The organism is Fictibacillus tiangongensis (assembly GCF_048083785.1).
Classification (GTDB): domain Bacteria; phylum Bacillota; class Bacilli; order Bacillales; family Fictibacillaceae; genus Fictibacillus.
The window spans coordinates 3,777,394-3,791,735 of the sequence record NZ_CP182294.1 but is presented as its reverse complement, the minus strand read 5'-3'; the positions used below and the strand labels follow the sequence as shown (position 1 = coordinate 3,791,735).

Sequence of the window (14,342 nt, the reverse complement as noted above, 5' to 3'; positions counted from 1 at the left end):
ATTTGTTCTATATATTGAATAATACGAAAATTGATAATTATTGTAAAGTTAAATTTTGGTGCGAAACTTATTTGTTTTATAAGAAAGAAAATTAATTTATACTTTCTTCTTTTGTTCATTAAAATGAACGGTATTCTTTTAAAAAAATACAATAATGTAAGAAAATTGAAGAAAAAAGAAGTTTATTAAGACAAATGTACACTAAATAGAACGTATTTGGACGTATTTAAGGTTTTTTAAAACTAGGTAGAACGTTCTATAATAACCACATAACGTTCACTAAAAAGAACACCCTGTATCTAGTTTAAGGGGGGAACAAAAATCAGAACAAAACGAATTAGGAAGTTTAGAAGTAATAACTGGGTTTATATGTTTAGTATGAAAACCGGGATAATCTTTTATTCTCTTATTCTTACAATTTTTTATCTTACAGGCAGTACAGGCGCATTTTTTAACGATTACAAGACTACTAATTCCAAGATTGAAATTGGTACTTGGGAAGAGCCTTGGGACAAAAGCTCTCTTAAATTCGTTGCATCAAAATGTGAGTGTTACACAATCTCCGCAACTATAAAAAATAGTGGGGATAGGGATATAAAAGGTCCAGTTGCTTATGAAGTATGGTATGCAGCAAAAGGTAACCCAAAATCAGGATCGAAAATTTATTCTGGAGAGATAAAAGCTTTAAAAAGCGGTGAGAGTTTGAAGCTGTCGTATACAGCAAATAAGAACGGCATTTATATGTTTAAAGCTCTTCAAAGACCTGGGCATCCGGGAAAAGGTGAACTTTGGAGTGAAGGTATTACAGCTAAAAGTTGTGATAAGACAAAAAGTAATGAAGCTTCAGAGGTGGATACACCTGTGAAAGAAGAGAAGTCCAAAAATGAAGATAGCAAGAAGAATGAACCGTCAGTAAATACTGAAACAATAGATCAGACACCAAACGCTCCTGTTAAAGAGGCTGAGGAAATTAAAGAACCTGTTCTGACTGAAGGTAACGAACAGAACACGCAGTCTGTACCAAATGACAAAGTTGAACCAAGTAACACCATAGAAAAAGATGATAAAAAGGGTGATTTGAAGTGAATGTGATAAAGATTAAAAAATGGATCAGTTCAATCATTACCACTCTATTGTTTATGACTTTAGTATTCACTGCATTTGTTGTGATTTCTTCCAAAGCTTCAGGAGGAGAGCCTAACGTATTTGGTTATCAGCTTAAAACAGTCCTTTCCGGTTCTATGGAGCCGGGTATTCAAACAGGATCTATTATAGCAATCAAGCCTGGTGGAGAGATGACACGCTTTAAAAAGGGAGATGTTGTCACTTTTAAAGAGTCAGAAGGAATGTTAATTACCCATAGAATCCATGAAATAAGAGGTTCTGGTGACAACTTGCACTATATCACGAAAGGTGACAACAACGATGCTGCTGATTTAGAACCGTTGATTCCAAAAAATATAGTTGGAGAATATAACGGCTTCACAATACCTTACATCGGTTATCTATTAAGCACAGCGCAATCAAAGACAGGTTCTGCATTACTATTGGTTCTGCCTGGAATTCTGCTCCTCATCTACTCAGCAGTCACAATTCTAAAGGCTATTAAAGAAGTGGAAACAATGAAAAAGTCTGCTTCAACGAGTAATTAGTAAGATTGAAACTCCGGCGGGGACTTCCTCTCGGGTTCAATATAAAAAAACGTACATACCCAATAAGGGTGAAAGGGAGGAAATGAAAATGAGTTTGAAAAAGAAATTAGGTCTTGGGGTAGCTTCAGCAGCACTTGGATTATCTTTAGTGGGCGGAGGTACATATGCATACTTTAGCGATACAGAAGTAACAAACAATACTTTTGCAGCAGGAACACTTGATCTTTCAGTGGATCCTACTACGATTATCAATGTTAATAATCTTAAGCCGGGTGACACGATGCTTCGCTCTTTTGAGTTGAAAAACGGAGGAACATTAGATATTAAAAATGTATCACTTTTAACTAACTATAAGGTAACAGATGCAAAAGGTGACAACTCGGATGATCTAGGCAAGCACATTCGCGTTAACTTCCTATTTAATGTTGATAAATTAGATATACCTGTATGGTCTACAACTCTGGCAGAGCTTAAAGGAATGGATCCTAAGGCTGTGGAAAATAAATTTGAAGATATGTTTGGAGATGAGTGGGGTACGAAGGGGCTTGTTACAGGATCAAGTGATCTGTTTTTTGTTGAATATGAATTTGTAGATAACAATAAAGATCAAAATCAATTCCAAGGAGACTCTTTGGCTCTAGAATGGAAATTTAACGCAAAACAAAAAGCTGGTTCAGAAAGATAATTAATCAGTTTTAATAACTGGAGGTGGGGAATTATCTCCGCCTCTTTTCTTATAGTGCCTCGAGTAATGAAGATTGAGAGGTGAATGCGATGAACCTACATTCAAATCGGTTTAAATTCATAATTATGTATTGCTGTCTTTTGCTAACCGCGGGGGTTTTTGTACCTTTTGGGAACACAGGCGCGAATAGTAGTGCCAAAGAGATTGAGATTAATACATTACCTAAAGATGTTGTTTTCGCGATAGATAATTTTAAACCAGGCGATTGGGCAACGCGGGTTCTTGCTATTCAGAACAATGGAAATCAGGATTTTTCATATAGTATGAAAGCTCAGAAAAAATCAGGTTCTAATAATCTTTATAACCAATTTGTAGTTAAAATCAAAGATCAATCAGAAATCATCTATCAGGGTTCTCTCAAAGAGTTTATTGGAATAAAACCACGATCTCTAAAAAGCTTTTCAGAAGAAAAGCTGACTGTAACAGTAGAGTTTCCATATGAATCTGGTAACGAATTTCAAGGTTTAGAAACAGAAGTTGAACTTATTGTATTTGCAGAAGGTACTGATAAACCCCCAACTCCAGATGGAGAAGATAACAATAATCCACCAGATGATAGTAGTCCACCAAAAGAAGGGGAAAATCCACCAAGTAAAAAGCCTACAGCCAATGGTGCTGGGGAGCTTCCACAAACAGGTGAGGAAAACCCACTGCTCTTAATACTGTCGGGGTTATTTCTATCATTAACTGGTTTAGGATTGTTACTCTCTAAAAAGTTTATTCTTTTAAATCTATTTAAAAGAGGCTAAGAAATGAAGTGGCTTGCTTATTTATTAATTGTTGCAGGCATTTCTACCATGTTATATCCAAAAGCCAAAAGTATGTATTATTCCTATCAAGAAACTCAGTTGCTGGCTGAATGGCATACATCTGCTCATGCATCCAAGAATAAAGTTCAACAAAGTTACCAACAGCTCGATGACGTCTTTTCACAAGAAACCAATCCTAAAGAAAACAACGATGCAAAAACATCTCATTCAGGCATAATTGGAAAACTTACTATAAAGAAGATAGATTTAACCATCCCTATTATGGAAGGTGCTTCTCAACAGAATTTGAAAGTTGCTGCAGGACATTTAAATGGGACCCCATCATTAGGAGAAATTGGGAATGCAGCCATTGCAGCGCATAGAAGTTACACGTACGGAAAACAGTTTAACAGGCTGCCTGAGGTAGATACAGGGGATTTTATCAAAATTGAAACTACATCAAAAATACTCACATATCAAGTAACGAAAAAACTTCTTGTAGAGCCAAGTGATCTATCCGTTCTCCAAAATAATAGAAATAGAAGCACCATTACTTTAATAACCTGTCACCCAATGAAAAATCCAACACATCGCTACATCGTAAAGGCTGTTCTTTACAAAGAGGAGGTTTTATAGAAAAGGAAGAGGATTAATGATGAATAAAAACCTAGGATTACGCATTAAAAGACATCGATTAAAGAAACGGATTAGTTTGTCAAGGTTGGCTTTAATAGCGGGTGTTTCCAAAAGCTACTTAAGCAGTATTGAAAATCATGAAACAAACCCATCTGCTCATATGATTCAAAAAATAGCAAAAGCATTGGAGGTACCAGTGGAGCAGTTATTAAGTATTCAAGTTGAAACATTGGATCCTGAATGGATTGAGCTCTTCTCTCAGGCTAAAGAAATTGGATTAAAGAAGGAAGACATTCGGGATTTTCTGGCTTATGAAGCGTGGAAAAGTGATTTGAAGAAAGGAGGACAGTTATGATTCGTTTAATCAATGGATCTTACATCTGTCGTCTTAATCATCATGAACTGAAGATTATTTATAAAGGAAATAATGAATGTGAAATTTATTTAAAAGATGAGCTACAAGGCAGGGCGAATTTTGATTATGTAAAAAAGAAGCTAAACGCCTTGGAAAAACGTTGGGATACATTTCATTTAAAAGGATATACGTATAAGGAATTAACATCCGAGTTTGATGTTAAGATTTAATAAGCCGTCACATACATGTGTAGGCTTATTTTTTTGTGCTTACGCATCTGAATAGTATCAACGCGGAAATACATCATAAAGAAAAAACAGGTAAAAAGTTCTATTTAAAGAACAGATAGTCATATATATAAAACGCTTACATTTTATGTAAAAAAGGAGATGGTTAAATGGAGTTGCAAAAAGAAGCGGAAAAAAGCAACGGCATGGCAGTTTCTTCCTTGGTGCTTGGTGTTGTGGGGCTTGCGTTAGGACTTGTACCTTTTTTTGGATGGTTTATGTTACCCGCATGGATCTTGGCTATCGTTTTCGGAGCAATTGGTTTGAAGAAAGAACAGAGTAAAGGTATGAGTTACACAGGACTTATTCTGGGTATTGCGACTTTCGTTTATAAATTTGGTTTCTGGTTCTTAGTGATTATTGGGGCGAGTTAACTTCATCATGACTCAATAAACGAATACTTCATATAAAAAGGCAATAGAGTATTCTTTTTCTATTGTCTTTTTATCTTTTTTTTGCAAATAAATGAATCTTATATAAAGTGTGTGTTGCGCATGTAGAATTAATGAAAAAAGTAAAAATAATGTCGTTTTTTGGTAGCTGAATATGGTATAATACAGCAGATTGTTTTATGTCTTTTACTATTTTAGGAAAAAGTGTATGGTTTGTTATACACAGAATAGGTGTGTTTTTTCATGAAGAAAATACTGATTATCACACAAAACTTCTATCCGGAGATTGGCAGTGCAGCTAATCGGATAACGAATGTTTACAATGAATTAAAAGGTAAGGGATATGACGTTACCATACTCACTACTGAACCAAGTTACCCAAACCGTAATTTATATAAAGATACTGATTTCTGGAATGATCAAGGTCAGTTGAATGATGTTGTTAGAATTCATACAAATACACGCCGATATACGAGCAGTATCTTCAATCGACTGCTTCTTTATTTGGAGGTTGCATTAAAGTTCATAGTAAAGATTAAGAAGATGGATACGAAATATGATTATGTATTTGTATCTACACCCCCTATATTCGTAGGATTAGCAGGGCTTTTTGCTAAACATAAATTCAGTTCGAAACTGATATTAGATGTCAGAGATTTATGGCCAGAATCCTTGCTTGGGGTCGGCGTTTTTACAAACAAAATGGTTCTTAAGATGGCATTTGCTCTAGAGTCGCTTTTATATAAGAAAGCGAATCACATTATTGTAAATAGCGAAGGTTTTATTTCCTATATTGCAGCCAAAGGAATCAACAAAAAACGTATTCAGTTTATGCCGAATTCCTTAACAGAAGAAGAACTTAACACTTCTCTACTGCAATCTACAAATGACATGGTTGAAGTTATTTATACCGGAAATATTGGTTTAGCGCAAGATATTAGCAAGTTAATTGCGGTGGCAGAGAAGTTAAAATCTCATACATATATTCGTTTCAAAGTATTCGGATATGGCTATAAGCGATCTGAACTCAAACAAGTGATAGAAGAGAAGGGTTTGCAGAACATCGTATTCCTCAAAGCACTTAATAGAAAGAATGCGCTCAAAGAAGTAGCTTCATCTCATATCGCGTATGTAAGTCTTGTAGAAGAGACCGTCTTTAAAAAAGTGTTGCCAGGAAAGATCATTGATTATATGTCGATGGGTAAACCAATCGTCGGAGATGTATCCGGGTATGCAAAAGAGGTTATCGAAAAAGCACAATGTGGGTTAACTTCAAAGGAAAGATCCGTTGAACTTCTAGCTCAGCAGATTGTTGAACTTGCTAACGATTCTGCACTACGTGAAGAGTATGGACGAAATGGTCACCGCTTTGCGTTTGAAAACTTAAGATGGAAGAAAAATATAAACGTACTTATTAATATGTTGGAGGAAAGAAATGAGTCAGAAAGTATGCATGTTCGTATGGAACCACTTCACAAATGATGCACGTGTGCTTCGAGAATGCACAGCATTATCTGAAGCGGGCTATGAAGTTGATCTAATTGCTATACACGATTGGAAGCAACCTAACATGGCGAAACGTGAAAAGAGAAATGAAAAGTTTAACCTGATCCGTGTAAACAACCGTTTAAAGATCTTAGGTGTGGCAAACCGAATAAAAACAATCGCCATGCGTAATATCGTTACAAAAGCAGCATCCGTTTTGTTTGCTGGCCTAGCTCTTTGGCAAGCCCCTTTCATAACGTTAATTTTATTAGCTTTATTTAGCATGCTTATTGTTAAGAAAATAAGACAAAATCTAGCAAGAAGCTACATAGCTTCTCAAATGATTTATCATGGTTTAAAGCGCAATTATTCTATCTATCATTCAAATGACTTAAATACACTTCCACAAGGTGTACTCTGTTCGAAGATTTTAACTTTTAAAAGGAAGAAATTAATTTACGATTCACATGAAATCCAAACAAGTCGGACTGGATATAACAGCAAATGGTATGGTATCGCTGAAAATCTCTATCTGAAATTTGTTGATGTAACAATTCATGAGAACCATACCCGTGCCGCTTATCATGAAAAACTGTATGGCACGTATCCCGAAGTTCTTCATAACTATCCTTTCGTACAACGACCTGAACTAAACGATAGTGTGAATATGCACGAGCTATTAGGTCTACCAAAAGACGAACCCATCCTTCTCTATCAAGGTGGTATTCAAATTGGACGAGGCCTTGAAAAAATTGTTGAAGCTGTTCCGATGTTTAAGCGTGGAACGATGGTATTCATCGGTGATGGTAAACAAAAGCCCTCTCTCCAAAAGCGAGTTAAAGAGCTTGGTTTAGAAGACAAAATAAAATTCATAGATAAGATCCCTGTCGAACAATTGTTGCATTACACACGAAATGCATACTTAGGTTTTCAAGTACTTAATAACATTTGTTATAACCATTATTCAGCATCATCTAACAAACTTTTTGAATATATGATGTGCGGAATCCCAGTAGTTGCGTGTAGTTTTCCAGAAATTAAGAAAGTAGTAGAAGGAAATCATACCGGGATTTGTATTGACTCCCATTTACCGGAATCCATTGCAGAAGGTGTGAACTTCTTATTGGACAATCCTGATGTTCACCAGCAGATGAAAGAGAATTGTTTTACGGCTAGACATAAATATAATTGGGATGTTGAGAAGGAAAACTTCTTGAAAATCTATAATGAAATTAGGAGTGCAGTTTGATGAGGATTCTAAGAAATTCAAGATTACAATTTAGAAACAATAATGTACATCTAGAATTAGAACAGATTAAACAAAGGTTGAATATCTTGGAAAACCAAACGTTAGGAAAAAAAACTGCTGAAACGTTTAATGCGGGTAATAACAGTAATATTAATACTAATGATATAAATGAGCTGTTCATAAATGAAAAAAAATTATTTATTGAATCCAAAGAAGATCTAATAAAAGTTGAAGAGTATTTATTTACTTTGTTGGAAAACGAAGAAAAGGTATTAAAAGAATACAGATTCGTATTAAAAAGATATAACGCTCTTAGTTCCTCAAAATTAGGAAAATTAACTTTATTTTATTGGAAGATACGCAGGAATTTATTTAGGAGGAAATAAGGATGGATATTAATTCAATTAATGAGCGGCTAAATAATCTCAAACAACAAAAAAAACAGTTAACACAAGAGATAAAACACAATAAAATACTCTTGAAAAACGAGAAGACAAAAATAGATCTAATAGAAACAGGTGCTTCTATAGAAGATGTGCTAAGTGATAAAAATTTAAATATAGCCTTTAATCATAAAAAACTTGCCTTCATGCAACACTCAAAAGTTAAAGTTATTGAAGATAAAAATTATAAAGAAATGTCAGAAGAAGAGAAAAAGCTTTATTTAAACCAGCTGGAACAATACAGTGATAAAAATTTTATTAATAAAGTTCAGTCTAGCTTAGACCAAATTCCTGAAAGTAATGGAAGCAGATTTTTCAACAAAATGAACATCAACATTGGTATCATTGCAGACGAGTTTCTCTATAATTCTTTTAACGGGGTAGCAAATTTCCATTACATTACTAGAGAAAATTATAAAGAATATAGTGGGAAACTAGATTTATTTTTGGTTGTAAGTGCATGGAAAGGGTTAAATATGGAATGGAAAGGATTGGGTAATCCTAACATTCGTAAACATCGTGACGACTTATTTAAAATAATAGAGTTTTATCGTGCAGAGAGTAAACCAATTGTTTTTTATTCCAAAGAAGACCCAGTTAATTATGATATTTTTGTAGAAATCGCGAAAAAATGTGATTATATCTTCACTACTGCAGAAGAAAAAGTGGCAGATTACAAAAGAGATTGCAAGAATGATCGTGTGGGTGTTCTGAATTTTGGGGTTAATCCACTGTATCATAATCCTGTTGGTGTTAAGAACTCTCCAAAATTAAAAGAAGTCATGTTTTCGGGTTCATGGTATAGCAAATATCCTAAACGTATGAAAGAAACAAGAGTCATGTTTAACGGTATTCTTGACTCAGGTAAAGAATTGAAAATTATAGACAGAAATTACGGATTAAAGCTATCAAGGCACTTCTTCCCACTTGAATACGTTAAATATATTTCACCAGCAGTAAGCCATGAAACATTGCAAAGACTTCATAAGGTTTATGACTGGGCTATTAACTTCAACTCTGTAACGAGCAGTGAAACTATGTTTGCAAATAGGATTTATGAATTACAAGCTTTAGGGAATGTTCTTCTATCTAATTACAGTGTAGGTGTAAATAACAAATTTCCAAATGTTTTTATTATTCATGAACAAGACGAAGTGAAGAGAATTATTGACGCATTTTCCGATGAAGAAGTGTTCAAGCACCAAGTATTTGGTATCAGAAGAGTAATGTCTAAAGAGACTACTTTTAATAGAATAGAAGAAATTTTAAATTTCACAGAACAACCATATGAAAAAATAATTCGCACCATTTGTGTAGTTACTCCAACTATAAATGATGTAAATGTAAATAAAATGTTTAATTATCAAACTTACCCATATAAAGAAATGGTAAATGCAGAAGATTTTAATGAAGAGATTAAAGCAAAGTTTGATATGATTGCATTTTTTGATCCGAATAAAGAGTACGGGGAATTTTATTTAGAAGATATGATTAATGCATTTAAGTATACTGACTCTGATTATATTACCAAAGATTGTTATTACTCGAAAGGTCAGATAATCCCTGGGGTTGAATTTGACTTTGTAAAAACAATGAAAGATAAAACCAAAACAGTGTTTTGGAGCGACTCTTTTACAGCCCAAGAGTTATTAAATTTCCAAGGACCAATTAAATTAGACAAAGGATTCAGCATAGATCGTTTTGAAGTAAATGAAAATCCTGCCCATCAGATAGTAAACCATAAGCAGTACAGAGCCTCAGTCATTATTCCTGTTTACAATAATGGCGATCATTTAATGCATAAATGTTTTAATAGTTTAAAACGAAGTTCTATATTTAATGAACTCGAAATAATACTTGTGGATGATGGTTCAACTGATCAGTACACGACTAAAATGGTTAACAGATTAGGTAGGGAATATAGCAACGTAAAAACCTACTTATTTAATGATAATGGAAGCGGAAGTGCTTCTCGTCCTAGAAACAAAGGGATTGAAATCGCAACAAGTAAATATATAACATACTTAGACCCAGATAATGAAGCAATTAATGATGGATTTGCTCAACTTCTTCATGAAATTGAGCTAGGTGACTACGACATGGTAGTAGGGAACATGTTGAAGATTGATACTGAACCTTCTCATTTTAATTACTACAAAACGGTGATGCAGTTTAACCATAGTGATGTAATTGAAGGGAATAAGAAAGGGTATTTGGCAAACAGTTCTTTTAAAGCAATGAGCATTCAGGCACTAATGGTAAAAAAAGAAGTGATTGAACACAATAGTTTGATTATGCCTGAGGGGGCAGCTGGACAAGACACAGTTTTCTTCCATGAATTATTACTAAACTCAAATAAAGTAAAAGCGATAAATACGGATATTCATGTATACTATGCTGCAGTTTCAGGTTCTACAGTTAATTCTGTTACGAAGAAGTTCTTTGAGAAATATTATTTACTTGAAACGTACAGAAGTGAGTTTTTAACGAGAAACAACTTGCTGGATCAGTACCTTACTATTAGATTTGAATATTACTTCAAAAACTGGTACCTTCAGAAATTAAAGAAATCTAGTAATTCGGAATTAGAAGAATCAATTACAATTTTGGGTAAAATTCTTGATCTCTACGATTCTAATACTAATTTTGAAGACATTGAGATAAAACACTTTTATAGTCTATATAAGAATAATGATATAGAGAGCATTATTAAGAATTATGTTTAGTGGTGTACTAACCTAAAAGAGAGAGATACTAACAATAAAAAACAAATATAGCTTTACAAGGAATTAGGGTAATTCTAAGCAACTAATTTTTACTACTCATTTCCTGTAAAGCTTTTTTACCTTAATAAACAGACATTTCAATCAAAATAAATATATGAAGAGGGAAATTATGATAACTAAGCCTTTAGACAGAGTGAATGAAGCGTATAACGGGGACCTTGGGCAAGCTTTTAGTGAAAAAACTAGAAGCAGGGTCAATTGGATATTAAATCATGTGAAAGGTGTCCGTATTTTGGACATAGGTTGTTCGCAAGGCATTATTCCAATTATTTTAGGTAGAGAAGGTAAAGTTATAGACGCCATTGATATAGCTGAAGAATCAATAGATTATGCAAAGAACGCTTTGAATAATGAGCATATTTCTGTAAAAAATAATGTTAATTTTAGAGTTTCTAATTTCATGACAGAAAGTGATTTAGAAAATGAATACGAAACTATACTTCTAACAGAAGTACTTGAGCATATATCAGATACAGAACCTTTCCTATATAAGATTTATAACCATTTAGAAAAACATGGAAGATTAGTTGTTACAGTCCCATTTGGTATTAATGATTACTTTGATCATAAGAGAACGTATTATTATTTAGATTTATATGATCAATTATCTATATATTTTGAAATAGAAAGAATAGATTATTTGGGGAAGTGGACTGGAGTTGTTTGTAAAAAAAGGTTTGAACCTTCCAGTGATAGACGACTAACTTTCCAACGGGAAGATATAGCCTTATTAGAAAAAGGCTTTTATGAAGTGGAAAGAGATTTACTTAGTAAGTTTAATGAATTGAACAGAGTTATCAGGGACAAGAATGATGCAATAAAAAACCTTAATGATAAGCACGAACAATTAAAGACAGCAATTCCTGAAAAGGAAGATACTTTCAACGTAATTTTTCAAAAGTTAAAGCATGAATTAGATATTAAAGAAACTCAATTGTTAAACAAAGATACTCTACTAACTTCTCTTCAAGAAGAAGTAAATGATCTTAAGAAAAATCTAATGAAAAGTTTAACGTCAGAGAAAAATGCTATTCAAACTCTATTAAGTAGAGAAGATGAGATTAATCAGATTAAAAAATATAATAATGATGATGAAAAAGTGAAAGAAAGATTTGAAAAAGAAAATAAAAAATATAAAAATGAGAAAGAAAAATATCAGAAAGAAAATGAGAACTTAAAAAAGAAATACAACGAACTACAGTTAAAATTTAATACAGAGCTTGATAGAGTTAAGAAAAGAAATGTATATTTAAATAATAAATATACTTCTTTAAAAGATTCAAAACTAGGTTCACTGACATTAAGATATTGGGACTGGAGAAAAAAGTTAACTAAAAAAAATAAGGGGTAACTTATATAAATGACAACATTAGATTTTATAAACAGGCTCCAAGAAATAGAAAAAATCACTACAAGATATAATCAAGGCTTCCAAGAAGGAATTAGTATAATTATTCCAACTTATAAGGGTGAACAATATATTGAAAAATGTTTGATGTCATTATGCAATCAAACATTAGATCAAAAATATTTTGAAATAATCATCGTGATCAACGGAGAAAAGGATGCAACCGAATCATATGTGAAAGCATTTGCTGTAGAAAATAATATAAATAATATACTTATGTATTTCTCAGAAAATCCCGGAGCTTCTTCAGCCAGAAATATTGGTATAGAAAATGCTTCAAAGCAGTACACATTATTTTTGGATGATGATGATTATTTGTCTGCTAATTTCTTGGAAGAAGTTTATAAAAACGCTTCAGAGGATACTATTGTTTTTTCTCAAATTGTGAATGTGAATACTTCCGGTAAACAGGTTATTAACAATCCGGTAAATAAACAATTAATGAACATCGAGAACAAAAATATTAAAGCAAGTTTGCGTACCTTGAATATGGTATCAACAATAAGCGCATGTAAATTAGTGCCGACCGAGGCGTTAACAGAAATTAGATTCGATACACGTCTTCGTAGTGGAGAGGACATTGTTTTCTTTTTAGAATTGTACTTAAAATCAAATTTTAAGTTTAAAGTACTACCAATAAGCCATCAAGTTATTTATTATCGATTAATCAGAGACAACTCAGTATCTCGACAGAAACTATCTTTTGACTTTAATGTAATACAAAGGTTAGATGTGATTAAAAGACTTGATGATATGTTGAACTTAACTTCTGATCAAGAAAAATTAATCTTTATAAAGCAAAAAATGAATGCTCAGTTTGCCTTTCTAAACAGATATTTAAATAATGTAATAGCAGATAGAAATAAAACGTATGAAGAAATTAAAAAGTATAATCTCTCTTATATCCCATACTCTGTCATTAACAAAGATTTAGCAAAAAAATTGGTAATATCTTATTGTTTTCCACCTTACGTTGATACAAGCGGAAATGTAATGGCTAAAAGAATACGTACAATGAATGAGACAGTTGATGTAATTTATAACAAGATGGACAAGGTAAGACTTAGGGACAATAGGTTAAATGCATTAGCAGATGAATTAATTGATAAACGAATAGAAGTTTCTTCTTTTTCAAGCTTTTCTAATTGGAAAGCTATAGTGGAATTTGTAAAAACAGGACTAAGTAAATTGAATAAACAAAAGTATAATGAAATTTATAGTCGTGCAATGTGGCCAGGTTCTCATTTTTTAGGTTACGAAATAAAAAAACAATGCCCACATGTTAAATGGACAGCTGAGTTTTCAGATCCTCTATTGCTAGATATTCATGGGAAAAGAAGAGAAGCTTTCATAGATAATATAGAGTTTTTACTTGAAGTGAATTCAACGATTAAACAACTTGGATTACAACCAATTGAAGACAATAACCTTTTCTTATGGTGTGAATATCTCCCTTATATTTTTGCTGATGAGCTTATCTTCACGAATAAGAATCAACTAGAGTATATGATGGAATATTTACCAAACCAAGAGATGAAAGATCATATTCTCTCAAAAGCAATAATCTCCTCTCAGCCTACAATGGATAATGAATTCTACAACATTGTGAAGAGTGAATATAAGGTAGATCCAAGTAAATTAAATTTAGCATATTTTGGTTCTTTCTACGATACCAGGAATTTAGATGATTTATTTGTAGGTCTAGAAAAAGTAAATGAGGATATTAAAAAGAAAATAAAATTACACATTTTTACGGGAGATCCAGAACAGCTTAAAAAAGTACTGATAAATTATAGTATTAAGGAAAATCTCGTTGTACAAAACTACGTTCATTATTTAGAGTTCTTAAATTTAACTACCAAATTCGATTGCCTGATTGTGAATGATGCAATGACAATTCATAATAAATCAATAAATCCATATCTGCCCTCAAAACTAAGTGATTATGCAGGAAGTGAATCGAAAATTTGGGGAGTATATGAAGAAAACAGTATTTTAAGCTCCTATCCACTTGAGTATAAATCTCCTCTAGGAGATATTGAGGCGGCAACTAGTATATATGAACAAATAGCTTTAGAAAAATTTGATGAACTATTCAGCAGCCAATATAATTCTTGCCCATCCCAAAAAATTAACATAAAATGTTAGAGTGGTT

At 32.8% G+C, this 14,342-nt stretch carries 14 protein-coding genes; all 14 read left to right on the top strand.

Annotation, left to right across the window (positions count from 1 at the left end; genetic code table 11):
* Positions 1 to 321: 321 nt before the first annotated feature.
* A complete protein-coding gene (gene tapA / locus ACNJYY_RS19860) occupies positions 322 to 1,086 on the top strand; it encodes an amyloid fiber anchoring/assembly protein TapA (protein WP_416731916.1) in 765 nt (254 codons plus the stop codon).
* Positions 1,083 to 1,652 carry a signal peptidase I SipW gene (gene sipW, locus ACNJYY_RS19855; RefSeq protein ID WP_416729828.1) on the top strand — a complete coding sequence of 190 codons (570 nt, stop codon included), beginning with the start codon at positions 1,083 to 1,085 and terminating at the stop codon, positions 1,650 to 1,652. The genes tapA and sipW overlap by 4 nt, the downstream gene beginning before the upstream one ends.
* An 88-nt stretch (positions 1,653 to 1,740) precedes the next feature.
* Positions 1,741 to 2,337 carry a TasA family protein gene (locus tag ACNJYY_RS19850; protein WP_416729827.1) on the top strand — a complete coding sequence of 199 codons (597 nt, stop codon included), beginning with the start codon at positions 1,741 to 1,743 and terminating at the stop codon, positions 2,335 to 2,337.
* Positions 2,338 to 2,426: 89 nt separating this feature from the next.
* Entirely contained in the window at positions 2,427 to 3,146 is a 720-nt protein-coding gene (locus tag ACNJYY_RS19845) for an LPXTG cell wall anchor domain-containing protein (protein ID WP_416729826.1), read from the top strand.
* Positions 3,147 to 3,149: 3 nt separating this feature from the next.
* Positions 3,150 to 3,782 carry a class D sortase gene (locus ACNJYY_RS19840; RefSeq protein WP_416729825.1) on the top strand — a complete coding sequence of 211 codons (633 nt, stop codon included), beginning with the start codon at positions 3,150 to 3,152 and terminating at the stop codon, positions 3,780 to 3,782.
* Positions 3,783 to 3,798: 16 nt separating this feature from the next.
* Entirely contained in the window at positions 3,799 to 4,137 is a 339-nt protein-coding gene (locus tag ACNJYY_RS19835) for a helix-turn-helix domain-containing protein (protein WP_416729824.1), read from the top strand.
* Positions 4,134 to 4,367 carry a hypothetical protein gene (locus tag ACNJYY_RS19830; protein ID WP_416729823.1) on the top strand — a complete coding sequence of 78 codons (234 nt, stop codon included), beginning with the start codon at positions 4,134 to 4,136 and terminating at the stop codon, positions 4,365 to 4,367. The genes ACNJYY_RS19835 and ACNJYY_RS19830 overlap by 4 nt, the downstream gene beginning before the upstream one ends.
* 167 nt (positions 4,368 to 4,534) lie before the next feature.
* Positions 4,535 to 4,798 carry a hypothetical protein gene (locus ACNJYY_RS19825; RefSeq protein WP_416729822.1) on the top strand — a complete coding sequence of 88 codons (264 nt, stop codon included), beginning with the start codon at positions 4,535 to 4,537 and terminating at the stop codon, positions 4,796 to 4,798.
* A gap of 261 nt (positions 4,799 to 5,059) precedes the next feature.
* Positions 5,060 to 6,298, top strand: a complete 1,239-nt coding sequence (locus tag ACNJYY_RS19820; RefSeq protein ID WP_416729821.1) for a glycosyltransferase family 4 protein — start codon at positions 5,060 to 5,062, stop codon at positions 6,296 to 6,298.
* Complete coding sequence (locus ACNJYY_RS19815) at positions 6,252 to 7,550, top strand: glycosyltransferase (RefSeq protein WP_416729820.1); 1,299 nt, start codon at positions 6,252 to 6,254, stop codon at positions 7,548 to 7,550. The genes ACNJYY_RS19820 and ACNJYY_RS19815 overlap by 47 nt, the downstream gene beginning before the upstream one ends.
* Entirely contained in the window at positions 7,550 to 7,936 is a 387-nt protein-coding gene (locus tag ACNJYY_RS19810) for a hypothetical protein (RefSeq protein WP_416729819.1), read from the top strand. Before ACNJYY_RS19815 ends, ACNJYY_RS19810 begins: the two co-directional genes overlap by 1 nt.
* A gap of 2 nt (positions 7,937 to 7,938) precedes the next feature.
* The gene (locus ACNJYY_RS19805) at positions 7,939 to 10,719 is read left to right on the top strand and encodes a glycosyltransferase (protein ID WP_416729818.1); all 2,781 of its coding nucleotides are present in this window, start codon (positions 7,939 to 7,941) and stop codon (positions 10,717 to 10,719) included.
* Between the two features lie 169 nt (positions 10,720 to 10,888).
* Positions 10,889 to 12,130, top strand: coding sequence for a methyltransferase domain-containing protein (locus tag ACNJYY_RS19800; RefSeq protein WP_416729817.1), 1,242 nt, complete (start codon positions 10,889 to 10,891; stop codon positions 12,128 to 12,130).
* A gap of 9 nt (positions 12,131 to 12,139) precedes the next feature.
* Positions 12,140 to 14,335, top strand: a complete 2,196-nt coding sequence (locus tag ACNJYY_RS19795; RefSeq protein WP_416729816.1) for a glycosyltransferase family 2 protein — start codon at positions 12,140 to 12,142, stop codon at positions 14,333 to 14,335.
* The last annotated feature ends 7 nt before the right edge of the window (positions 14,336 to 14,342 follow it).

Excerpts from the sequence above, each read along its gene's own strand:
- ACNJYY_RS19810 (WP_416729819.1), top strand. The coding sequence starts at position 7,550 with ATGAGGATTCTAAGAAATTCAAGATTACAATTTAGAAACAATAATGTA.
- ACNJYY_RS19800 (WP_416729817.1), top strand. The coding sequence starts at position 10,889 with ATGATAACTAAGCCTTTAGACAGAGTGAATGAAGCGTATAACGGGGAC.
- ACNJYY_RS19830 (WP_416729823.1), top strand. The coding sequence starts at position 4,134 with ATGATTCGTTTAATCAATGGATCTTACATCTGTCGTCTTAATCATCAT.
- ACNJYY_RS19805 (WP_416729818.1), top strand. The coding sequence starts at position 7,939 with ATGGATATTAATTCAATTAATGAGCGGCTAAATAATCTCAAACAACAA.
- ACNJYY_RS19850 (WP_416729827.1), top strand. The coding sequence starts at position 1,741 with ATGAGTTTGAAAAAGAAATTAGGTCTTGGGGTAGCTTCAGCAGCACTT.
- ACNJYY_RS19820 (WP_416729821.1), top strand. The coding sequence starts at position 5,060 with ATGAAGAAAATACTGATTATCACACAAAACTTCTATCCGGAGATTGGC.
- ACNJYY_RS19845 (WP_416729826.1), top strand. The coding sequence starts at position 2,427 with ATGAACCTACATTCAAATCGGTTTAAATTCATAATTATGTATTGCTGT.
- ACNJYY_RS19795 (WP_416729816.1), top strand. The coding sequence starts at position 12,140 with ATGACAACATTAGATTTTATAAACAGGCTCCAAGAAATAGAAAAAATC.
- ACNJYY_RS19835 (WP_416729824.1), top strand. The coding sequence starts at position 3,799 with ATGATGAATAAAAACCTAGGATTACGCATTAAAAGACATCGATTAAAG.
- ACNJYY_RS19815 (WP_416729820.1), top strand. The coding sequence starts at position 6,252 with ATGAGTCAGAAAGTATGCATGTTCGTATGGAACCACTTCACAAATGAT.
- ACNJYY_RS19840 (WP_416729825.1), top strand. The coding sequence starts at position 3,150 with ATGAAGTGGCTTGCTTATTTATTAATTGTTGCAGGCATTTCTACCATG.
- ACNJYY_RS19825 (WP_416729822.1), top strand. The coding sequence starts at position 4,535 with ATGGAGTTGCAAAAAGAAGCGGAAAAAAGCAACGGCATGGCAGTTTCT.